This window comes from Paenibacillus sinensis (genome assembly GCF_019904155.1).
GTDB classification, from domain to species: Bacteria; Bacillota; Bacilli; order Paenibacillales; family Paenibacillaceae; genus Paenibacillus_AQ; species Paenibacillus_AQ sinensis.
This window is the reverse complement of the sequence record NZ_JAHCMB010000148.1, coordinates 180,062-203,785: the sequence shown is the minus strand read 5'-3', so window position 1 is coordinate 203,785 and position 23,724 is coordinate 180,062. Positions and strand designations below refer to the sequence as shown.

General features: G+C 55.0%; 19 protein-coding genes. All 19 read left to right on the top strand.

Annotation, left to right across the window (positions count from 1 at the left end; all coding sequences use genetic code 11):
• The first annotated feature begins 1 nt into the window (after nt 1).
• The 19 genes from proS (at nt 2) to KIH86_RS17055 (ending at nt 23,595) form a co-directional block, all read left to right on the top strand.
• Complete coding sequence (proS, locus tag KIH86_RS17145; RefSeq protein ID WP_223087186.1) at nt 2-1,450, top strand: proline--tRNA ligase; 1,449 nt, start codon at nt 2-4, stop codon at nt 1,448-1,450.
• A 181-nt stretch (nt 1,451-1,631) separates the two neighbouring features.
• Nucleotides 1,632-5,957: a PolC-type DNA polymerase III gene (locus KIH86_RS17140; RefSeq protein ID WP_223087189.1), complete on the top strand. Its 4,326-nt coding sequence runs from the start codon at nt 1,632-1,634 to the stop codon at nt 5,955-5,957.
• Between the two features lie 428 nt (nt 5,958-6,385).
• On the top strand, nt 6,386-6,847 hold the full coding sequence (rimP, locus tag KIH86_RS17135) for a ribosome maturation factor RimP (RefSeq protein WP_223087193.1): 462 nt from the start codon (nt 6,386-6,388) through the stop codon (nt 6,845-6,847).
• 48 nt (nt 6,848-6,895) lie between these two features.
• Nucleotides 6,896-7,993: a transcription termination factor NusA gene (gene nusA, locus KIH86_RS17130; protein WP_223087195.1), complete on the top strand. Its 1,098-nt coding sequence runs from the start codon at nt 6,896-6,898 to the stop codon at nt 7,991-7,993.
• 24 nt (nt 7,994-8,017) lie between these two features.
• On the top strand, nt 8,018-8,329 hold the full coding sequence (gene rnpM / locus KIH86_RS17125) for an RNase P modulator RnpM (RefSeq protein WP_223087197.1): 312 nt from the start codon (nt 8,018-8,020) through the stop codon (nt 8,327-8,329).
• The gene (locus KIH86_RS17120; RefSeq protein WP_038696664.1) at nt 8,322-8,645 is read left to right on the top strand and encodes a YlxQ family RNA-binding protein; all 324 of its coding nucleotides are present in this window, start codon (nt 8,322-8,324) and stop codon (nt 8,643-8,645) included. Before rnpM ends, KIH86_RS17120 begins: the two co-directional genes overlap by 8 nt.
• Nucleotides 8,646-8,700: 55 nt before the next feature.
• Nucleotides 8,701-11,283, top strand: coding sequence for a translation initiation factor IF-2 (gene infB, locus KIH86_RS17115; protein ID WP_407672300.1), 2,583 nt, complete (start codon nt 8,701-8,703; stop codon nt 11,281-11,283).
• A gap of 19 nt (nt 11,284-11,302) precedes the next feature.
• Nucleotides 11,303-11,662, top strand: a complete 360-nt coding sequence (gene rbfA, locus KIH86_RS17110; protein WP_223087201.1) for a 30S ribosome-binding factor RbfA — start codon at nt 11,303-11,305, stop codon at nt 11,660-11,662.
• Between the two features lie 16 nt (nt 11,663-11,678).
• Entirely contained in the window at nt 11,679-12,656 is a 978-nt protein-coding gene (locus KIH86_RS17105) for a DHH family phosphoesterase (RefSeq protein WP_223087204.1), read from the top strand.
• Nucleotides 12,653-13,576, top strand: a complete 924-nt coding sequence (truB, locus tag KIH86_RS17100) for a tRNA pseudouridine(55) synthase TruB (RefSeq protein ID WP_223087206.1) — start codon at nt 12,653-12,655, stop codon at nt 13,574-13,576. The genes KIH86_RS17105 and truB overlap by 4 nt, the downstream gene beginning before the upstream one ends.
• 120 nt (nt 13,577-13,696) lie before the next feature.
• Nucleotides 13,697-14,650, top strand: coding sequence for a bifunctional riboflavin kinase/FAD synthetase (locus KIH86_RS17095; protein ID WP_223087210.1), 954 nt, complete (start codon nt 13,697-13,699; stop codon nt 14,648-14,650).
• 202 nt (nt 14,651-14,852) lie between these two features.
• Nucleotides 14,853-15,122 (top strand): 30S ribosomal protein S15, encoded by a 270-nt coding sequence (rpsO, locus tag KIH86_RS17090; RefSeq protein WP_025335318.1) that lies wholly within the window; start codon nt 14,853-14,855, stop codon nt 15,120-15,122.
• Nucleotides 15,123-15,425: 303 nt separating this feature from the next.
• Entirely contained in the window at nt 15,426-17,522 is a 2,097-nt protein-coding gene (pnp, locus tag KIH86_RS17085; protein ID WP_223087212.1) for a polyribonucleotide nucleotidyltransferase, read from the top strand.
• Nucleotides 17,523-17,822: 300 nt separating this feature from the next.
• Nucleotides 17,823-18,809 (top strand): polysaccharide deacetylase family protein, encoded by a 987-nt coding sequence (locus KIH86_RS17080; protein ID WP_223087214.1) that lies wholly within the window; start codon nt 17,823-17,825, stop codon nt 18,807-18,809.
• 247 nt (nt 18,810-19,056) lie between these two features.
• A complete protein-coding gene (locus KIH86_RS17075; RefSeq protein WP_223087218.1) occupies nt 19,057-20,340 on the top strand; it encodes a M16 family metallopeptidase in 1,284 nt (427 codons plus the stop codon).
• Nucleotides 20,294-20,746, top strand: coding sequence for a dUTP diphosphatase (gene dut / locus KIH86_RS17070; RefSeq protein WP_407672298.1), 453 nt, complete (start codon nt 20,294-20,296; stop codon nt 20,744-20,746). The genes KIH86_RS17075 and dut overlap by 47 nt, the downstream gene beginning before the upstream one ends.
• Nucleotides 20,747-20,852: 106 nt before the next feature.
• Entirely contained in the window at nt 20,853-21,893 is a 1,041-nt protein-coding gene (locus KIH86_RS17065) for a DUF1835 domain-containing protein (RefSeq protein WP_223087222.1), read from the top strand.
• A gap of 209 nt (nt 21,894-22,102) precedes the next feature.
• Nucleotides 22,103-23,002: a dipicolinate synthase subunit DpsA gene (gene dpsA, locus KIH86_RS17060; protein WP_223087224.1), complete on the top strand. Its 900-nt coding sequence runs from the start codon at nt 22,103-22,105 to the stop codon at nt 23,000-23,002.
• Complete coding sequence (locus KIH86_RS17055; protein ID WP_223087227.1) at nt 22,999-23,595, top strand: dipicolinate synthase subunit B; 597 nt, start codon at nt 22,999-23,001, stop codon at nt 23,593-23,595. The genes dpsA and KIH86_RS17055 overlap by 4 nt, the downstream gene beginning before the upstream one ends.
• Nucleotides 23,596-23,724: the final 129 nt, after the last annotated feature.

The window sequence follows — 23,724 nt, the reverse complement described above, 5'->3', positions numbered from 1 at the left end:
TATGGCTAAAGACAAGCAATTTGTTACGGAAATTACGCCGCAGGGCGAAGACTTCTCGCGTTGGTATATCGATGTGATCAAGAAAGCGGACCTTATGGACTACTCCCCGGTCCGCGGCTGTATCGTGTTCAAACCGGACGGATTTGAAATCTGGGAGCATATCCAGGAAGAGATGAACCGGCGCTTTAAAGAAACAGGACACCGGAACGCCTATTTCCCGCTGTTCATTCCCGAGAGCTTTTTCCAGAAAGAGAAGGAGCATGTCGAAGGCTTCAATCCGGAACTTCCGTGGGTAACGGAAGCCGGCGGAGATAAGCTGGAAGAGCGTCTGGCAATTCGTCCGACTTCAGAGACGATGATCGGCCATATGTACTCCAAATGGATTCAATCCTACCGCGATCTTCCGGTTCTGATCAACCAGTGGGCGAACGTGGTGCGCTGGGAGAAGCGGACGCTTCCGTTCCTTCGGACGAGTGAATTCCTGTGGCAGGAAGGCCATACGGCCCATGAGAACGAAGAGGAAGCCCGCGAAGAGACGATGCGGATGCTGGAAGTCTACCGCGATTTCGTAGAAGGCTATCTGGCGATTCCGGTCATCACGGGACAGAAGACGCCTTCCGAGCGCTTCGCCGGAGCGGTGGACACCTTCTCGATCGAGGCGATGATGAAGGACGGACGAGCCGTGCAGGCGGGCACATCCCATTACCTCGGCACCAAGTTTGCAGTCGCTTTTGACATCCAATACTTAAGCCGCGAGAATAATCTTGAATATGTGCATACGACTTCATGGGGAACAAGCACCCGAATGATCGGTTCCATGATCATGGTTCACGGTGATGACCGCGGCCTTGCGCTGCCTCCGAAGGTAGCCCCGACCCAGGTGATCATGATTCCGATCGGACCGCCGAAGACGCGCGAGGCGGTTGTGGCCCGCACGGATGAACTGTTCAAGGAACTGAAATCAGCCGGTGTCCGCGTCCGTGTGGACGATCGTACCGATGTAACGCCAGGCTGGAAGTTCAATGAGTATGAAATGCGCGGCGTACCGGTGAGACTGGAGCTTGGACCCCGCGATATGGAGAACGGCGTCTGCGTGCTCGTATCACGGATCAGCGGCGAGAAGAAAGTTGTCCAGCAGGACCGCCTCATAGAAGAAGTGAAAGAGATGCTGGAACAGGTTCACCAGGAAATGTATGAGCGTGCCTTGAAATTCCGCGAAGAGCATTTCTATTCCGCAGACACGATGGACGAGCTGAAGAACGAGATGGAAGAGAAACGCGGCTTTGCGCTGGCCGGCTGGTGCGGCGACGATGCCTGCGAGGCAAAAGTGAAGGAAGAGACCGGCGCGACGAGCCGGAACATTCCGTTCGAGCCAGCCGAGACGAAGAGCACCTGTATTTGCTGCGGCAAGCCGGCGCAGCATACGGTGGTTTTTGCCAAAGCCTATTAAAAGTGCCGGGGACCCTGGAAGGGAATCCGGATTTCGATTAACATAGAGATAGATTGTGAAGTTGCAGGAGATAACCGGACGCAATTACCTATATAGGCAGGGATAAGCCTCAGAAGCTTGCCCTGCCTATATGCATCAGCATAGACCTCGCTTTATCGGGGAATGTAAAGGTGGGGGAAGCATGGCATTTAGCGAGGAGAAAAGAAAACGATTCGAGCTGCTCATGAAGCAGGGAGAAGTGCCGCCCGCGCTGGTCGATCCCTATTTCCTCGACGGTTATATCGAACGGGTCGAGATCAGCAGAGGCAATCGGGACTGGATGATCGTCGTGGCGAAGCCGACTCTTGTGCCCGCACAGGCTTACCGGACGTTCTGCGTCCGCATGCGGGAGCGGCTTCAGCATATCGCGAAGGTCGGCTTTTTGTTCCTGTATGAGGATCAGGTGAGCCGTTCCGATATTGTTCAGGAATACTGGGGCCTGTTCCTGGAGTGGGTTCACCGTGAAATCCCTTCGGTCAACGGCTGGCTTACCCGGTCTCATCAGGAGCTTCAAGGCGAGAATCTGCTGCTCAAGATGGGCGACCAGATGTCGCTGGATCTGGCGAAGAAGAAGGGCATCGACGGCGCGATCGTCAAATTCTATGAGAAATATTTCGGATTGCGGCTGAACGTCAAAATTCTGCTGGAAGAGAAGGAGAACAAGGCAGAAGAGTTCGAGGAATTCCAGCAGAAGCTCCAGCAGGAGCAGCGGGAATTTATCGAACAGATGATGACCGCGATGGAGGCCGAGCTTCCGGCGGGAGACAGCGGTGATGAAGAAGCTGTTCCGCTTCAGGTGGGTTATGAGATCAAGGACCAGCCGGTTCCGATTATCGAAATCCAGGATGAAGAGAAGAAGATCGCCGTTCAGGGAACGATATTTGGCCTGGACACCAAAGAGCTGCGCAACGGCAGCACGCTGTTCACCTATAATCTGACCGACTTTACCGACTCATTGCAGATCAAGATGTTCGCGAAGACCAAGGATGACCTGAAGATCATGAGCCAGCTGGCCAACGGCAAATGGGTCAAGGCCCGCGGGCGAGTGGAATACGACCGTTTCATGCAGACACCGGAGCTGGTGATGATCCCATCAGACCTGTCTGAAGTGGTGGCTCCTCCTGCTCGCAAGGACAATGCCGCCAACAAACGGGTAGAGTTTCATCTTCATACTACGATGAGCACGATGGATGCTGTGTCACCGGTAGATGCTTATATCAAGACAGCTGCCAAATGGGGACATCCGGCTATCGCGGTTACCGATCACGGCGGGGTCCAATGCTACCCTGACGCCGCCAAAGCGGCCAAGAAGAACGGGATCAAGATGCTGTACGGCGTCGAGGCGAATGTAGTTAACGATGCAGTCAACGTCGTCGAGAATCCGCTGCCGATTTCGCTGAAGGATGCAGTTTATATCGTATTCGATATCGAGACCACCGGTCTGTCGATTACCCGCAACAACATAACGGAGCTTGCGGCCGTGAAGATGCAGGGCGGCCAAGAAATCGATAGGTATTCAACCTTCGTTAATCCGCATGAGAAAATTCCATATCATATCCAGCAGCTGACCAACATCACGGATGAAATGGTCAAGGATGCTCCCGATCTGGAGCCGGTTCTTGACGAGTTCGTCGAATTTATCGGTGATGGCGTCCTGGTTGCGCACAACGCGCGGTTTGATATGGGCTTTATCCAGGCCTCGCTGCTCAAGTACGGACGGCAGGTGCTGCCGAATCCGTTTCTGGACACGTTGGAGCTTGCCCGTCTGCTGCATCCGACGATGAAGAATCACCGGCTGAACACACTGGCCGACAAATACAAGGTGCTGCTGGAGAGCCATCACCGGGCGGTTGACGATACCGTTGCGCTCGGAGGAATCCTGAACGGGCTGCTGGCCGACGCCGAGAAGCTGAAGGGACTGACGATGCTGGACCGGCTCAACGACTATGTCGGCACCGATCTGTCCAATACCCGTCCGTTCCACTGCGGGATTTATGCGCTCAATGCAACAGGGAAGAAGAATTTGTACAAGCTGATTTCAATGTCGCATACGGAATACTTCAAACGGGTTCCCTGCATTCCCAAGTCGAAACTGACAGAGCTGCGCGACGGTCTTCTCGTTATCTCGGGATGCGAGCGCGGCGAGTTCTTCGAGACGGTGCTGAACAAAACGGTTGAAGAGGCGATAGAGGTCGCCGAGTTCTACGATGTGCTGGAAATCCAGCCGCTGACGATGTACATGCATCTGGTGGACAAAGGATTCGTCGCCAGCCCCGAGGAACTGCGGGATGTCGTCAGACGGATTTGCGAGATCGGGGAGAAATTGAACAAGCCGGTAATCGCAACCGGGAATGTGCATTACCTGGAGCCGCGCGACAAGCTGTTCCGCGATATTACGATTCACGGCATCACCGGTTTCAGCCCGCTTAAGGATCAGCGCAAGCCTGACGCTCACTTCCGGACCACGGAGGAGATGCTGGAGGAATTCTCGTTCCTCGGCTCCGAGAAGGCAATGGAAGTCGTTGTCACGAACACGGTGGAGCTGGCCGAACGCTTCGAGGAATACCCGCTCTTTCCGAGCGAGCTGTTCACCCCGAACATCGAAGGGGCGGACGAAGAGATCCGCGAGACCTGCTACCGGACGGCGAGAGAGATTTACGGCGAGGAACTGCCCGAGGTCGTAACTGCCCGATTGGAAAAGGAGCTGGCGCCGATCATCAAATACGGCTTCTCGGCCAACTATCTGATCTCGGAGCGGCTTGTTAAAAAATCGAACCGCGACGGCTATCTCGTCGGCTCCCGGGGCTCCGTCGGTTCATCCGTCGTCGCAATGTTTCTCGGCATCTCCGAGGTTAATCCGCTGCCGGCACACTATATTTGCCGCAACTCCGAGTGCCGGCACAGCGAATGGTTTCTCGACGGCAGCGTGCCGAGCGGATTTGACCTTCCGGACAAGCTGTGTCCGGATTGCGGGCAGCCCATGAAGGGAGAAGGCCAGGACATCCCCTTCGAGACATTCCTCGGCTTCAAGGGAGACAAGGTCCCCGATATCGACCTTAACTTCTCCGGCGAGTACCAGCCGGAGGCGCATAATTTCACGAAGGTCATGTTCGGCGAGAAGAGTGTCTTCCGTGCCGGCACGATCGGAACCGTCGCCGAGAAGACGGCGTACGGGTTCGCCAAGAAATACGAGGAAGACCATCACAAACGCTGGCGGGGAGCGGAGCTTCAGCGTCTGGCCGCAGGCTGCACGGGTGTCAAACGAAGCACCGGCCAGCATCCGGGCGGGATTGTCGTCGTTCCGGATTATATGGAAGTTGAGGACATCACCCCGGTGCAGTATCCGGCCGACGATGTCAATGCCGAATGGAAGACAACCCATTTTGATTATCACGCATTTGACTCGAACCTCCTGAAGCTCGATATTCTGGGGCATGACGATCCGACTATGATGCGTATGCTTCAGGATTTGACTGGCATCGACCCGACGACTATTCCGATGAACGACCCAAAGGTTATGAGTATGTTCAATTCCACGGAATCGCTCGGTGTTTCCCCGGAGCAAATCCGGACGCCGGTCGCCACCTACGGAGTGCCGGAGATGGGCACGAAGTTCGTTCGCCAGATGCTCATCGAATCCAAGCCGTCGAGCTTTGCCGACCTTCTACAGATTTCCGGTCTGTCCCACGGAACGGGCGTCTGGCTCGGCAATGCCCAGGAACTGATCAAGAACGGCACCTGCAACATCAAGACCGTTATCGGCTGCCGCGACGATATCATGCTCTATCTGATCTACAAAGCCGGCATGGACGCGGGCCTGGCCTTCAAAATTACCGAGAGCGTTCGTAAGGGCAAGGGGCTTACGCCGGAGTGGATCGAGGAAATGAAGAAATGCAAGGTTCCGGCCTGGTATATCGATTCCTGCCTCAAGATCCAGTACATGTTCCCGAAGGCGCATGCTGCGGCTTACGTTATTTCCGCCGTTCGGACCGCCTACTTCAAGCTTTATCGTCCGATCGAGTACTATGCGACCTATTTCTCAGTCCGGGCGGCCGATTTCGACATCGAATTATGCTGTCAGGGCTACGACGCCATTCTGAAGGCAATCATCGAGATCGAAGCCAAAGGGTTCCAGGCGCTGCCGAAGGAGAAGGCGCTGCTTCCGATTCTGGAGATGGCGCTGGAAATGACGGCGCGGGGCTTTACCTTCAAGCCTCTGGACCTGTACCGGTCGGATGCGACCAAGTTTACGGTCGATGGCGAGAGCTTGATTCCACCGTTCTCCGCGCTGGCGGGGATCGGCGAGAACGCTGCGAAGAACATCGCGGCCGCGAAGGATGCGGGTGAGTTCCTGTCGATCGAGGACTTCCAGCAGAAGTCCAAGGCGAGCAAGACAATTGTCGAACTCTTGACCAATATGGGCTGCTTCCGCGGACTTCCGGAGAGCAACCAGTTATCCCTCTTCTAGGAGAACGGGAGTAAAGGGCCGGCACTTGTCAGTGATGTAAGGCTATGGTATAATTTTTCTGGTAATAATGAGATAAGATCCGTTGCGCAGAGAGTGGGGAAACCCACTCTTTATCTTTGAAATATAAGAGTTATAAGCGTCCCGCTTATGAGATATCTTATATTTTAACGGGAAGCGGATGGTACACGGACGTTTCTGCCGTGCTTCCAGGCTACGGGAAGCCCTGACGGCAACAACGCCGCAGCATGCCGCACCCTGATTATGGCCGGATGGCGGCGCAGCCGTTTCTTATTGAAATATAAGAATTTATAAGCGTTTTGCTTATTAAAAGCCTTATATTTCTCGCTAAACGCCTGGTGTCTGTATGATGCCCTCAGGCGTTTATCCTTGCATAGAGCATAAGACAAGTACGTGGAGGTTAGTTGTATTTGAGCGCACCCAAAATCAAGGACACAGTTGAAACGATGCTGAAACCCTATCTGGACGAAAATGGATTCGAACTGGTGGATGTCGAATATGTGAAGGAAGGCTCCAACTTCTTCCTCCGCATATTCGTGGACAAGGATGGCGGCATCGATATCGACGACTGCGGAGTTATCAGCGAGCACCTCAGCGCAAAGCTGGACGAGAACGACCCGATTCCGGGCGCCTATTTCCTGGAGGTATCCTCTCCGGGGGCCGAACGTCCGCTTAAGAAGGCGGAGGAAGTGAGCAAGGCTGTAGGCAAGGATGTATTCGTCACCACCTATGAGACGATCGGGGGCCTGAAGGAATTTGAAGGCCGGCTTCTTTCGTTCGAGGACGGGGAAATGCTCATCTCCGCAGGCAAAAAACAGCATGTCGTTCCGTACGCCAAAGTCGCCAGCGCGAGATTGGCCATTATTTTCTAAAGAATTGAAACTTCTTGTTTACGTTTTGAAAGGGGGACCGGATTTTTCATGAGTATGGATTTTATCGAAGCTATGAATGAACTGGAGAGAGAGAAAGGCATCAGCAAAGATGTGCTGTTCGAGGCGATTGAGGCGGCGCTGATCTCCAGCTACAAACGCAATTTCAACGCCGCACAGAACGTTCGCGTCGATATGAACCGCAACACTGGCGTCATCAAGGTGTATGCGCGCAAGCTGATCGTGGAAGAGGTGCTGGATCCGCGCACCGAGATTTCCCTTCCGGCAGCACGCGAGATCAATCCGCATTTTCAGCTGGAGGATGTGGCCGAGCTTGAAGTAACGCCGAGAGATTTCGGACGCATCGCCGCCCAGACGGCCAAGCAGGTCGTGACGCAGCGCATCCGCGAGGCGGAACGGGGGCTGATCTACAACGCGTTTATCGATAAGGAAGAGGATATCGTAACCGGTATCGTGCAGCGCCAGGATCTTCGCAATGTATATGTCGACCTTGGCAAGATCGAAGCGGTGCTTCCGCTGAACGAGCTGATGCCGGGTGAGAAATTCAAGCATGGCGAGCGGATCAAGGCCTATATCACCAAGGTTGAGAACACGACCAAAGGTCCGCAAATTTTGCTGTCCCGCACGCATCCGGGGCTCCTGAAGCGCTTGTTCGAGCTTGAAGTTCCGGAAATCTTCGACGGAGTCGTCGAGATCCGGTCCGTGGCCCGGGAAGCGGGCTTCCGCTCCAAGATCGCCGTCTATTCACGCAATACCGAAGTGGACCCGGTGGGCTCCTGCGTCGGTCCTCGCGGCATGCGTGTCCAGACGATCGTAACGGAGCTGCGCGGCGAGAAAATCGATATCGTGCGCTATTCGGAATCCGTGGAGGAATATGTGGCGAATGCGCTCAGTCCTTCCAAGGTTCTGGAAGTCCAAGTGTTCGAGGCTGAGAAGATGGCCCGCGTGATCGTGCCTGATTACCAGCTGTCGCTTGCTATCGGGATCAAAGGGCAGAACGCGCGTCTTGCTGCCAAGCTGACGGGCTGGAAGATCGATATCAAGAGCGAGACTCAGGCGGAGCAGGAATTCGGCAGAACCAAAACGTCCAGCGACGAAATGCATCAGGATTCCGTCTCCATCGATTAATTTTTAGAAGGCGGGTGGCTGTAGATGAAACAGAAAAAAGTGCCGCTGCGCAAATGCGTCGCTAGTCAGGAAATGATGCCGAAGAAAGAGCTGATCCGAATCGTTAGAACGCCGGGTGGAGAAGTGCTGATTGATCTGACCGGCAAGAAGTCAGGCCGCGGTGCTTATATTTGCGGTAAGCTGGAATGCTTCAAGCTCGCTCAGAAGACCAAGGCGCTGGACCGGGCGCTTAAGGTGCCTGTAAGCCAGGAAATCTACGAGCAGCTGGCCCGTGATTTTATCTCTGTGGAGGAGCAGTTTTTGGCCGCCAAGGAAGCTGCGGATGACGATGAGTAGGGCGTTGTCGAATCTCGGTCTCGCGATGCGGGCCGGGAAAGTGGTGACCGGCGAAGAAAGCGTGCTGAAAGCGGTCCGTTCGGCGGAAGCGAAGCTTGTTCTCCTGGCGGGAGACGCTTCGGATAATACCCAGAAGAAATTCCGCGACAAATGCGGGACCTACAATATTCCGCTCGTGATCGAATTCAACCGGGATTTGCTTGGAGCCTCAATCGGAAAAGACGGACGCGTCGTTCTGGCGGTCACGGATAAGGGATTCGCGGAAATGATCTCCAAGCAGCTCGGAGACAATGTCGGAGGTGGAATGATTGACTAAACAACAAGACAACAAGGATAAACTGCGTGTTTACGAATATGCCAAATCGCTGAACATGAGCAGCAAGGAAATTATAACAATCCTGAAACGATTGAACGTTCCGGTGAATAATCATATGAGCGTTATGGAGAATGACGCCGTATCGAAGGTGGAACAGTTCTTTAAGGATATTAAGAGCAATGCGGCGGCGAAAAGGGAGAACGCCAGCGGAGGCCGTCCGGTCCAGCAATCGGCCACTGCAACTGCAGATGCTCCGGGCAACAACAAAAATCAAACAGAAAAGCAGGTAGGTATGAACAAATCAAATCAAAACCAATCGACCATGTCGTCTAGACCTCAAAGCGGGCAAGATTCCCGCAGATCTCAATCCGGCTCCGTTCAGCAGCGTCCGCAGGGACAAGGCGGGGCACAGCGCCAGAGCGGCGGCCGTCCGCAAGGACAAGGCGGAGCACCTCGTCAGGGTGAAGGCCGTCCGCAGGGACAGGGCGGAGCACCTCGTCAGGGCGAAAGCCGTCCGCAAGGACAGGGCGGAGCACCGCGCCAGAACAGCGGCGGTCGTCCGCAAGGACAAGGCGGAGCACCGCGCCAGGGCGAAGGCCGTCCGCAGGGACAAGGCGGAGGCCAGCGTCAAGGCGGCTTCGGCGGCGGCGGAAACCGTCCACAGGGACAAGGCGGAGCACCGCGCACAGGTGACAGCCGTTCCCAGCAGGGCGGAGACTTCAACCGCGGCGGCGACCGGAACAAGAACCGTTCCGGCGGTGGCGGAGGCCAGAAGCGTTTTGAAGACGGCAAGAGCGGAGGCTTCCGGAATAACGGACGCGGCGGCAAGAACCAGCGCGGCGGCAGATACCAGCAGCAGACGGAACGCCGCGAGAAGATCGACAATACGCCGAAGAAGATTATCGTCCGCGGCAATATGACGGTCGGCGAGACCGCCAAGCTGCTGCACAAGGATGCTTCCGAGGTTATCAAGAAGCTCATTCTGATGGGCGTAATGGCTACCATCAATCAGGAGCTTGACATCGACACGATTCAACTGCTCGCCGGCGAGTTCGGCGTTGAAGTCGAAGTGAAGATTCCGGTAGAGGAAGACCGCTTCGAGACGGTTGAAGAGAATGACGCTCCGGAAGACCTGAAGGCCCGTCCTCCTGTTGTTACGATCATGGGTCACGTCGACCATGGTAAAACAACCCTGCTCGACGCTATTCGTTCGACGAATGTTACAAGCGGCGAGGCAGGCGGCATTACCCAGCATATCGGCGCTTATCAGGTCGAAATCAATCATAAGAAAATAACGTTCCTCGATACTCCGGGTCACGAAGCCTTTACGGCGATGCGGGCACGCGGAGCACAGGTTACCGATATGACCATTATCGTCGTAGCGGCCGACGACGGCGTTATGCCGCAGACGGTTGAAGCGATCAATCACGCCAAAGCTGCCGGGCTTCCGATCATCGTAGCGGTCAACAAAATTGACAAGCCGGGTGCAGACCCCGACCGCGTGAAGCAGGAACTCACCAACTATGAGCTTGTTCCGGAAGAGTGGGGCGGCGACACGATCTTTGTTAATGTGTCCGCCAAACAGCGCATCGGGCTTGAAGACCTGCTCGAAATGATTCTGCTCGTTGCAGAAGTTAACGAGTACAAGGCGAACCCGGACAAACGGGCGCGCGGTACCGTCATCGAAGCCGAGCTGGATAAGAGCCGCGGTCCGGTTGCCCGCATTCTCGTACAGAACGGTACGCTGAAGGTAGGCGACGCCTTCGTTGCCGGCAACTGTTTCGGACGCGTCCGCGTTATGGTGAACGACAAGGGACGCAGACTGAAGGAAGCCGGACCTTCCACTCCGATCGAAATTACAGGTTTGACGGAAGTGCCGCAGGCCGGCGATCCGTTCATGGTGTTCGAGGACGAGCGGAAGGCGCGTCAAATCGCCGATAAGCGCGCAATTACGCAGCGCCAATCCGAGCTCAACACGAACAGCCGCGTAACGCTGGATGATCTGTTCAAGCATATCAAAGAGGGCGAGATCAAGGATCTTAACGTCATCATCAAGGGCGACGTACAGGGTTCGGTCGAAGCGCTCAAGAGCTCCCTTGCCAAGATTGAAGTGGAAGGCGTGCGCGTCAAGATCATTCACAGCGGTGCAGGCGCCATCACCGAATCCGACATTACGCTGGCTGCTGCTTCCAATGCCATCGTGATCGGTTTCAACGTCCGTCCTGACACCCAGACGAAGGCTGCTGCGGAGCAGGAGAAGGTCGATGTCCGTCTGCACAACATCATCTACAATGTCATCGAAGAGATCGAGCAAGCCATGAAGGGCATGCTGGAGCCGGTGTACAAGGAGAGCGTTATCGGACACGCCGAAGTGCGCAACGTCTTCAAGATCAGCAAGGTGGGAGCTGTTGCCGGTTGTATGGTTACGGACGGCAAAATCACGCGGAACGCGGAGACACGCGTCATCCGCAGCGGCATCGTCGTGTTCGAGGGCAAGCTCGACTCCCTGAAACGCTTTAAGGATGATGCGAAGGAAGTGGCGCAGGGTTATGAATGCGGCATTACATTGGAACGCTATAATGATGTCCAGGAAGGCGACATCATCGAAGCGTTCATCATGGAAACCGTGGAGCGCTAACTTAAAGAGGTGAAGAACTATGTCCAAAATTAGAGCCGGACGTGTCGGCGAACAGATCAAGAAAGAACTGAGCCGGCTGATTCAGGGCGAACTCAAAGATCCGCGTGTTGGCTTTGTCACCGTAACGGGTGTCGATGTCACGAACGATCTCTCCCAGGCCAAAGTCTACTTGAGCGTCTTCGGAGACGATGAGCAGAAGAATGCTTCGCTCAAAGCGATCGAGAAGGCGAACGGCTTCCTTCGTACGGAACTTGGCAAGGCGATCCGTCTCCGGCATACGCCGGAGCTGATCTTCAAGTTCGACGAATCCGTCGCATATGGCAGCCGGATCGAGAAGCTGCTGGGTGAGATCGGCAGCCCGGATGAAAGACAGGAATAACTAAAGGAGACGGCGAATGCAGAGCTATGAACAAAGTCTCCGGCAGACGAAGCAATTTCTGCTGGACCATGATGATTTTCTTGTAGTGTCGCATATTCAGCCGGATGGAGACGCAGTCAGCTCAACCCTAGCGGTGGGCTGGCTTCTCTCATGTCTGGGCAAGAAATACAGTATGCTCAATGAAGGGCCGATTCCAACGCGCATGAGATATCTGTGGGAAGCGGACAAGATTGCCGATATGTCGGTCAATCCTCCGGAGCGCACCTTCAGCAACGTCATCTGCGTGGACTGCGCCGATTTTCAGCGGGTGGGTCTGACCCATCGCTACTTCGAACCGGAAGCATCCATCGTCAATATCGATCACCACCCCACCAATAACGGGTATGGAGCAGTCCAGCTGATCAAACCGGACGCCGCCGCAACGGCGGAAATCCTGTACGATCTCCTGAAGACATTCGATATCGCCTGGAACCTCGACATTGCTACCGCCTTGTACACGGGACTTCTAACGGATACCGGCGGTTTTCGATATACGAATACATCCCCTAAGGTGATGGAAGCCGCATCGGATCTGCTGTCGCTCGGCGTCAACGGTCCGGAGCTGGCGGAAACGCTGCTTGAAGAAATGACCTTCCCTCAGGTGAAAGTGCTGAGCCGCGCCCTCCAGACGCTTCAGATGTCGCCGGGCGGCGACATTGCCTGGGTCAGCGTGACGCCTCAGGACATGCTGGATTGCGGGGCGGCCAATGAAGATCTTGAAGGGATTGTGAACTATCCTCGCAATATTCAGGGCGTCGAAGTCGGCATGCTGTTCAAGGTGATTCATGACCAGGCGGTCAAGGTAAGCTTCCGGTCAGCGGGCAAAGTTAATGTCGCGGCGCTTGCGCAGACCTTCGGTGGAGGCGGCCATACAAGAGCCGCGGGAGCGAAGGTTGATCTGCCTCTGGAACAGGCGATTCCTCATGTAGTGAAGGAGGTCAGCCGGCTTCTATGAGCGACTACGAAGGCGTGCTTTCCGTGTACAAGCCGGCAGGCTTTACCTCGCATGACGTCGTCGCCAAAGCGCGGCGTCTGCTCGGAATGAAGCGGATCGGCCATACCGGTACGCTCGATCCCCAGGTTACCGGCGTACTGCCGCTATGCCTTGGACGGGCGACGCGGGTTGTCGAGTACATTCAGGAGCTGCCCAAAGAGTATGTCGCTACATTAAGGCTCGGCGTGTCAAGCGATACGGAGGACCTTACGGGCACCATCACGGAAGCGGCAGAAGAGGTTCATATCACTGAGGAAGAAGTAAGAACGACGTTAAATACATTTAAAGGCGTTATTTCGCAGACGCCTCCGATGTACTCCGCAGTCAAGGTTGGCGGCAAACGGCTCTACGAACTTGCCCGGGAAGGCAAAACGGTGGAACGCAAAAGCCGGGAAGTCGAAATCTACGAAATCGAAATGCTGGATATGGTCCAAAACGGCAAATACCCCGATATTACGTTTCGGGTGCTTTGCTCCAAAGGGACTTATATCCGTACGCTGTGCGTGGACATCGGACATGCGCTTTCGCTTCCGGGCGTAATGGTCAGGCTTGAGCGAACCATGTCAGCGGGTATCCGGGAGGACCGATGCCTGACGCTGGAACAGATCGCTGAACACTGCCAGAACGGAACGCTTCAAGATTATCTGATTCCGGCGGATGAAGCCGTCTCGCATATGCCTGCCTTCACGGTATCGGACGAGAAGCGGGCGGCGGCGCTCCAGGGACAGCGTCTGTCCGCAAGAGCAGTCAATCCAGAAGTACAAGAGAAGGGCCCGATTCGTCTATATGACGTGATGGGCGTCTTTCTTGGCATTTATGAGCGCGAGGAGACAGGGGCGATTGTACCCGTGAAGGTGTTCTCGGAGACTGGCCTGAAGTAAGAGCGAAGCATAAAGGGCTTGTGTCCTCGCCAGGGAGCCCCCGGCTCTCCGTTAATAAATGCCTGGATGAACAGGCAGCACTATTTCTATTTATTTCAGTGAAATGCAGGTGAATGCAGCGTGAGAACCGTAACGTTAACCTATCCGGTGCCGCCCGGGAATGCGGAAGCAATCCCGCAGGAGCCGCAGATTGCCGCTCTCGGACAGTTTGACGGCCTGCACCGCGGACATGCGAGCGTCATTTCCGCTGCGGTATCGAAAGCCCGCGAAGAAGGCGTTCCCGCAGCAGTAATCACGTTCTACCCCCATCCGAAGGATGTTATGGGTAAAGGCGACTATGAAGGGTATTTGACTCCCCCTGCCGACAAAGCGAAGCTGCTCGAAGGAATGGGCGTCGATATTATGTATGTCGTTGAGTTTAGCGACCAGCTCTCCAGGGTCAGCCCGGAGGATTTTGTAGCCAATATGCTGCGTCCCCTGAATATCATTATGGCGGTTGTCGGTTTTGACTTCCGTTTCGGATACAAGGGGGAGGGCGACGCCGACAAGCTTCGGGAGCTGGGCCTTGATTTCATGCAGGTTGAGACCGTCGCTCCGTTTCAATTGAACGGTGAGAAGGTGAGCAGCTCCGGCATCCGCAGGGCTCTGCAGACTGGCGCGATGGAGCTGGCCAATCTATGGTTCGGGCGCTGCTATCATCTTCGCGGTGTGGTGGAGCATGGCGAGCAGCGGGGCCGGACAATCGGTTTCCCTACCGCCAATTTGCGGCTGGAAGACCGGTACGTCATCCCCGCCAAGGGCGTCTATGCCGTTCTTGCCCATCTGGACGGCGACGTACTGCCGGGCGTCATGAATGTCGGTGTGAAGCCGACTTTTCATGAAGGCGTGACGGCACCGAGCTTCGAAGTGCATTTATTCCATTTCTCCGGAGATGTGTACGGCCGGGAGATGACGGTAGAACTCGTCGAGTTCATCCGTCCAGAGCGCAAGTTCGACTCTATCGACGCTCTCGTCTCGCAGATCCGCCAGGATGCCGAGACGGCAGAGAATCTTTTGAAGAATAAGAAAGTCTAAAAATACTGACACAGGCGCAGTCAAACCGTATGACGGAATCATTCCTATTCTTTCCGCTTTGCGCGTTTACTTTTGTCCCTGATAGTGCTATACTGGTTAACGTTGCCGGGCGAGCCCATGCAACTCTAACCTTGGCTTGGTCATTCGAGGTCACCGGGCGGTGACGAGGCCACAGGCGATTATAATGAAGGAGGTGAACAGGATGGCATTGACTCAAGAACGCAAGCAACAACTGATCGACGAGCACAAAACTCACGAATCCGATACCGGATCTCCTGAAGTGCAAATTGCTATCCTTACGGAGAACATCGTTAATCTGACCGACCACCTGCGTACGCACAAGAAGGATCATCATTCCCGTCGCGGATTGCTGAAGATGGTAGGTCAACGCCGTAAGCTGCTCGCTTATTTGAAGAACAAAGACGTGCAGCGTTACAGTGCTTTGATCGAGAAACTGGGATTGCGTCGTTAATAATCCATAAGTTTACCAAGAAAGCAGCCTGGTTGTTTACCGTATGTGCTTCCGAGAAGCGGCAGCGGGACAGCTGGGTTGCTTTTTGAAAATTAAGGAAAAATTTAGCAATTCGTATGCGGCCATTTGGACGTAGGAAGACGGCTGCTTTTCCCTGTAGCGAAAGGCCGGGCCGTCTTTTTGCTTGCAACAAACCCAGTTATCGTTATAACGCAAGGCCAAGCCGCTGCTTCAATGAATAGGGAGAGGACGAACAGCCCTATCCTAAGATAACACGATCTTGAACATCCAAGGAGGGACTTTATGCAAAAACAAGTAGAAATGCAGCTCGGAGGCAGAACCCTTGTTCTGGAGACGGGGCGGCTTGCCAAGCAGGCCAACGCTGCGGTTATGGTCCGCTATGGCGATACCTCGGTGCTATGTACGGTAACAGCTTCCAGTGAGCCGAAGGATCTCGATTTCTTCCCGCTGACCGTCAACTATGAAGAGCGTCTTTATGCGGTAGGTAAAATTCCCGGCGGCTTCATCAAGCGCGAAGGAAGACCTAGCGAGAAGGCGATTCTGTCCAGCCGGCTGACCGACCGTCCGATTCGCCCGTTGTTCCCGGAAGGCTTCCGCAACGACGTACAGGTGCTGAACCTTGTGATGAGTGTGGACCAGGACTGCACGCCTGAAATTGCAGCCATGATCGGAACTTCGGCTGCGCTAAGCATTTCGGATGTGCCATTCAGCGGTCCAATCGGCGGCGTTGTTGTAGGTCGCACCGGCGGCCAGTTCGTTGTTAATCCGACGATTGCCCAACAGGAAGAAAGCGACATCTATCTCGTCGTGGCGGGAACCAAAGACGCCATCATGATGGTGGAAGCGGAAGCGAATGAAGTGCCGGAAGAAATCATGCTCGAAGCAATTATGTTTGGTCATGAAGAAATCCGCAGTATTGTCGCGAAGATTGAAGAGCTGGTGGAATTAGCCGGTAAGGAAAAAATGGCGGTCAAACTGCATGCCGTCAATGCTGACGTGAATGCCGAAGTTCGCGCCTTTGCGCAGGAACGGCTTGTCGAAGCGGTTAAAATCGCCGAGAAGCATGCCCGTCAGGATGCCATCGATGCCATTAGCAATGAAACCGTGGAAGTCTTCACGGAGAAATACATCGAGACGCCTGAGCTTATTGCCGATGTGAAGGAAGTGCTTCACGACATCGTCAAAGAGGAAGTCAGACGCCTCATCACGCATGAGAAGGTTCGTCCGGACGGTCGTAAGCTGAACGAAATCCGCCCGATCGAGTGCGACACCGCACTGCTGCCACGTACGCACGGTTCGGGTCTGTTCACACGCGGTCAAACCCAGGCACTTAGCATATGTACGCTCGGCGCCCTCGGGGATGTGCAGATTCTGGACGGCATCGATCTGACGGAAACGAAGCGGTTCATGCACCATTACAATTTCCCGCCGTTTAGCGTAGGCGAAGCCCGTCCGCTCAGAGCACCGGGACGCCGTGAAATCGGTCATGGAGCGCTCGGCGAGCGCGCACTGTCCAAGGTTATTCCGAATGAAACGGAATTCCCGTACACGATCCGTCTTGTATCCGAAGTGCTGGAATCGAACGGTTCGACCTCTCAGGCGAGCATCTGCGCCAGCACCCTGGCGATGATGGATGCGGGCGTGCCAATCAAGGCGCCGGTTGCCGGTGTAGCTATGGGTCTGATCAAGGACGGAGAGCATGTCTCCATTCTGACCGATATTCAAGGCATGGAAGACCATCTCGGCGATATGGACTTCAAGGTTGCGGGAACCGCTGAAGGCGTAACGGCGATCCAGATGGATATCAAGATCGACGGCATCGACCGGAAGATTCTTCAGGAAGCGCTGGAGCAGGCCAAGGAAGGCCGGATGTTTATCCTGAGCAAAATGATGGAAGCCATCTCGAAACCGAGAGAGAGCCTCTCCCAATATGCGCCTAAAATCATCATTATGCAGATCAATCCGGATAAAATTCGCGACGTTATCGGAGCTGGCGGCAAGATCATCAACAAGATCATTGAAGAAACCGGCGTGAAGATCGACATCGAGCAGGACGGCCGCGTATTTATCGCCTCTTCGAATGATGAAATGAACCAGAAAGCCCGTTCCATTATCGAAGGCATCGTTCGCGAAGTTGTCGTAGGCGAAATCTATGTCGGTACGGTAAAACGGATCGAGAAGTTCGGCGCATTTGTGGAAATTCTGCCGGGCAAAGACGGGCTTGTGCACATCTCCCAGCTCTCCACAGAGCGCGTCGGCAAGGTTGAGGATGTTGTCGCGATTGGTGATACGATTACCGTCAAGGTTACCGAGATCGACCAGCAGGGACGTGTCAACCTGTCCCGCAAAGCGGTGCTTACCGCCGAGACCAATGCTTAACAGCAGCAGCAGCCAACGGTGACTTTGATTTCGGGCACCCGAAATCGACCGTACAAGAAAAGAGACAGGATCAAGCATTCTGGCTCTTTTTTCAGGCGCGGTAAATCCGCAGATGCCGTAACTCCACGACGTGGAGTTATTTTTACGTCTGGATATATGCTGCCGTATTCGCTTAGATGGCTTTCTTTTCCCATGCTTGTCATATTGGCTGAACCTGTCTCATAGGCTGACAAAAAAGGCTGCGGCAGACGGCTGGCTGTTTTGAAGGTACCGCCTCGCAGCCGTGGGAGGAAGCCGGCTATGAAACTGGAGAAGGCTGCGGTCGCGCTGGCCTGTATGGCTGTGATCATCGGTCTTGGCACCACGTCAGGACCGATTAAGGATATGCTGGCGCAGCAGCGGATGCGCGGCGAAGACTCTGCGCTGCCCGCAATGTTTGCGGATAAGGGGGACGAGCTGCGCAGCCGTATCGAAGCCCGGGCGGCCCAGCTCAAGGAGGCGCCGGTAGACGCCAAGGTGGACCGGATCTGGAAGGCGATTCCGGGCTACAACGGGCTGGAGGTGGATGTTGAGGGAACTTACCGGAAAGCGCTGCTTCTGCCGGCAGGTTCTCCGATTCCGTATGTATACAAGCAGACACCTCCTTCTGTCACCCTGGATGAGCTGGGGGTGCAGCCCATTTACCGGGGCAACCCGGCGAAGCCGATGGTTGCTTTTATGATTAATGTCGCCTGGGGGAACGAATACCTGATTCCGATGCTCGATATTTTGGACCAGGAGAAGGTGAAGGCCACCTTCTTTCTGGATGGCAGTTGGCTTAGCAAGAATCGCGAGCTGGCTCTTGAGATCAAGAAGCGGGGACATGAGATCGAGAATCATGCATACACGCATCCGAACATGAGCACGCTTAGCCGGGCAAGAGCCACCATGGAGATCGAGAAGACAAAGTCGCTGCTGAAATCGAGCCTTGACGTAGAGAACCGCTGGTTCGCGCCGCCATCCGGAGATTTTGATCAGGAGACGGTGGAAATTGCCCATGAGCTCGGACTCAAGACCGTACTCTGGACTCTGGATACAGTGGACTGGCGTAACCCTTCACCCGACTCGGTGATCACCAAGATCACAACCAAGGCGGAGCCCGGTACGCTTGTGCTGATGCATCCGACGAACGCTTCTTCCAAGGCGCTGCGTGGCATGATCCGCGGTATCCGGGCGAAGGGACTGACGCTTGGCACGGTCAGCGAGACGCTGTCGTCCGAGCGCGTTTTGCCTGAAAGCGTTGAGTGAAACGGATGTTTCTGGTAGGATATAAGTCACCCGAGTTTTATCAGCATTTTGCATCATTCGGATCTGAACGCTTGAATGCGGATTGAAATCGCTTCATGGAATTATGCAAAATGCTCGACATAAGATTTTATAAGCTTTGCGCTTATCTCAGCTTATCATTCTCGGGAAACGCACGGCGCCTTGGATGATATCATCAGGCGTACATTCTTGCATGCAAGGGAAGCCATGGGCCAGGAGGATCTTTTACGTGGAAAAAAAGGTATTATCAAACGGGCTCCGTGTTGTCATGGAGAAGATCGCGACGGGGCGCTCCGTTTCGTTCGGGATTTGGGTCAAGACAGGCTCCAGAAACGAAACGCCTGACAACAACGGAATTTCCCATTTCATCGAACATATGCTGTTCAAAGGAACCGACCGCTTTGACGCCAAGCAGATTGCGGAACGGTTCGACGCCATAGGCGGCAATGTGAATGCTTTTACGTCAAAGGAATATACGTGCTACTACGCCAAAGTGCTGGATGAGCATCTTCCGATTGCGGTCGATGTTCTGGCAGATATGTTCTTCCGTTCCAAGCTGGACGCCGGGGAACTGGCGAAGGAGAAGAACGTCATCCTGGAGGAAATCTCGATGTATGAGGATACTCCGGACGATCTGGTGCATGATCTCATGTCGACGGCCGCGTACGGCAGCCACCCGCTTGCCTTTTCCATTCTGGGACTGAAGGAAAGGCTCGAAACAATGACGCCGGATGATCTTCGGGCTTACATGAAGGCTCAGTATACCGTTGACAACACGGTGATCAGTCTGGTAGGCAACTTTGACGACAGCGCCTTAGAGCTGCTGGAGCAATATTTCGGCTCATTCGACAATCGCGGGATTGCCGCTCCGACGACACCGCCCGAGTTTCATGGCGATTTGCTCTTCCGCCGGAAGAAGACCGAACAGAATCATATTTGCCTGTCCCTTCCGGGCTGCTCCATTGAAGACCCGCTGCAATATGCGATGGTGCTGATCAATAACGCGATCGGCGGCGGGATGAGTTCCCGCTTGTTCCAGGAAATTCGTGAGAAGCGAGGGCTCGCTTATTCCGTGTACTCTTATCACAGCGCCCAGGCCGACAGCGGTCTCTTCACGGTCTATGCCGGAACGGCGCCGAAGCAGACGAAGGATGTCATGGAGCTGACGAAGGAGATGCTGGCGGAGCTCGCGGTCAAGGGCTTGGATGAAGAAGAAGTCCGGAAGGGCAAGGAGCAGCTTAAGGGGAGCCTGATTCTGAGTCTAGAGAGCACCAGCAGCCGGATGAACCGGATGGGCAAGAACGAGCTGATGCTCGGTCGCCATGAGTCGCTTGACGATGTCATTGCCAAAATCCAGAACGTGACCATGAACGAAATCAATCAGGTGCTGGACCGGATGTTCGCGCAGCCTCTGTCTGCGGCAATGGTCGGCACTTCGGATAAAGTAATTGCTACAATGAGGAGAGATGATCTTGTCCATTTACGTGCAAATGCTCAAGCTTCCCGGGAATGAAGATGTGAATCTTCCGCGCAAAATGTCGGAGCAGGCGTCCGGCTATGACCTCTTCGCCGCCGTATCCGGCGAGCTTACCCTGGCCCCCGGCCAGCGGGCGCTCGTGCCGACGGGCATCGCAATCGCGATGCCGGACGGGCTGGAAGCGCAGATTCGCCCACGCAGCGGGCTGGCCCTGAAGCATGGCATAACCTGCCTGAACTCGCCTGGCACGATTGACGCCGATTATCGGGGAGAAATCAAGGTGCTGCTGATCAATCTGGGTCAGGAGTCGTTCACTATTGTGCGGAACGAACGCATCGCCCAGATGGTATTCCAGACCGTTCCCGCCGTTACAGTCGTCAATGTGGAGACGCTGGACGAAACCGAACGGGGCGCAGGCGGCTTTGGCCACACGGGGAAATAAGATACAGTATCTATAACCACCAAGCGGCTGTACATCCTGGGAAGGAAGGTGCAGCCGTTTTTTTGCTGGCGGTCAATAACCAATGAACAAAAAAGGAGGCTTTCCCATGCTGCATATTGTCAACGGAGATGCTGTCTCGGACAAGCTGCTCGAAGGCGGTATTGAAGGAAAGGTGCTGGCCTGGAGAGAAATCTATTCGGCCGGACCGCTCGCTTCGGATCTTTCGGTGCCAGAAGCATTGGAGCTTCGTGCTCATGTGCTGGAGAAGACAATCGGAATTCCGGCGGAAACGTTCAAGTCGAACTGCGCCGAGCAGGAGAGCAGGCTTGAAGAGTTCCACCGGTATTCAGACATCGTGCTTTGGTTTGAGCATGATTTGTTCGACCAGAGTATGCTGTCTTACCTTTTGCACTGGTTTAGCCGCCGCAATCTGGGGGAGACGCGTCTTCACTTGCTCAGCATCGGCGAGTATCCGGGGATCGAGCCTTTTCATGGGTTGGGTCAGCTGACGGTAAGCCAACTGATGAGCCTGGACCGGACTTGGCGGCCCATTGGAGTACGCGAGCTTAGGCTTGGAAGCCGTTTGTGGGAGGCGTACACCTCCGCTAATCCAATTGATTTGGCCCGTTTGCTTGAACATAACCGGGAGGAGCTGCGGGAAGCTGGGCTTCCATTTGCTTATGCTGCATTCAAGGCTCATCTGTCCAGGCTTCCATCCCTGAAAAATGGCCTGGGCATTGCAGAGCTGGAGACATTGCGTGCGCTCCGGCAGGGAGCCAGTACACCGCTTGATTTGTTTAGGCGGGTAACGGACAGGCTGAGCATTCTGGGAATGGGAGACTTGGAGTACTGGCATGTACTGTCAGGGCTGGCTAAGGAACCTCATGCCCTTCTGGTCATCGGCGGAACGGAATCCGAAGTTGAAGCTGGAGAGGCCGGCGGGCCAGCGAAGCTTACCGGATTTACGGGCTGGCAGGTGATCTTGACGGAGCTGGGTGAGCGTGTTCTGGACAACAGGGCTGACCGGGTGAAGAAGCAGGGAATAGATGAATGGTACGGCGGGATTCATATTGAAGGACATCAGGCAGCCTGGCGATGGGACAGCGAGAAGGAGATGCCGGTGGCTGGCTCAGAAAGGTTAGAATGAAAATAAGATGCGGGCGCCTCTGTGGTGCTCGTTTTTTTGTGCCCGGATATCGGTCATGCCGGCCGAACCTGGAACTCCTGCTCCAGTCTGCATGAACGGGTTGGGCGGACGGGACAATGCGGCTCCGCTTGAGTCATTCACCTAAATTCGGGCGGATGCATATGATGCTTCATGGTTGAAGTAGCAATGGTGAAAGGAGCGTCATCCTTATGCTGACTGGCGTCAGGATCGTATTCCTGGGCGGAGACGCAAGACAAATCGAAGTGATGCGGAAGTGTGTAGAGATGGATGCGGCAGTTAGCGCTGCCGGGTTTGATATGTGGGAGTATCCCTGTGAAGGGGTGGAACTGGAGGAATTGTCCGGTAATCTTCTCGCTCAGGCGGATGTGCTGGTGCTGCCAACGGTCGGCTGTGATGACGAAGGCAGCATCAGCTCCAAGTACACGAACGGGCCGCTGCGCCTGGATGCGGAGCTTATGCGGGCGCTGCCCGGACACTGTACGGTCTATACCGGGATGGCGAAATCGTATCTGAAATCGCTGTGCGCAGAAGCCGGTCTGGATCTTGTCGAGCTTCTGAACCGCGATGATGTCGCGATCTACAATTCGATACCGACCGCCGAGGGCGCACTCGTAATGGCGATACAGAATACGGATTTCACCATTCACGGTTCGCACGCGCTCGTGCTTGGACTCGGGAGAACCGGGTTTACCATGGCGAAGACTCTGCAGGGGCTCGGGGCAAGGGTATCGGTTGGCGTGCGGAAGCAGGAGCATTATGCACGGGCCGAGGTGATGGGCTGGAAGCCGTTCATGACAGATCGACTGTCTGAACATGTCGATGATGCGGATTATGTGTTCAATACCGTGCCCGATCTGATATTGACGGCAAGAGTTCTGTCCCGCCTGCCGCGGCATGCCTGCATCATCGATCTGGCATCGGCACCGGGCGGGGTGGATTTTCGTTACGCGGAGAAACGGGGAATAACGGCCCTTCTCGCTCCGGGCCTTCCCGGTATCGTCGCGCCCAAGAGCGCAGGCATGATCATGGCGGGCGCGCTGCTGTCGTCCATATCGGAAAGGTCTTTGACAAAGGGGGATAAAGGATGAACTGGCAAGGCAAGACGGTAGGCTACGCGATCACCGGTTCGCACTGCACCTTTTCGGAGGTCATGCCCCAGATCAAGCGTTTTGTCGAGGAGGGAGCCAATGTCATTCCGATTGTCTCGGCTTCCGTATTGTCAACGGACACCCGGTTCGGCACATCGGAAAATTGGCTAAAACAGTTGAAAGATATAACGGGGAATGATATCATTTCTACAATTGTTGAAGCGGAACCGCTGGGTCCATCCAAGCTGCTGGATGTGCTGACTATCGCACCCTGCACAGGAAATACCACTAGCAAGCTGGCCAATGCCATGACCGACGGACCTGTCCTGATGGCGGCCAAATGCCAAATGCGCAACGGACGTCCGCTTGTTCTAGCCATCTCGACCAACGACGGACTCGGTTTGAACGCAGCCAATATTGCGAAGCTTCTGGTAACGAAGAATATCTATTTCGTTCCGTTCGGACAGGATAACCCGCAAGCGAAGCCGAATTCATTGGTAGCGAAGATGGAGCTGATTCCCGAAGCCTGCTACGCGGCGCTTCAAGGCTCCCAGCTGCAGCCGATGATCATCGAACGGTTTCATTCAGCATAATTGATTTGTCTGTGAGGCTGCCTCCCGCAGCCGCAGATCCCAGCCGTCCTCCTCGCGGGGGACGGTCACCCATTTCTCGCATTCCCTGCATGTTATGCAGCGGCGGGCCGGGGGACGCATAATTAAGCA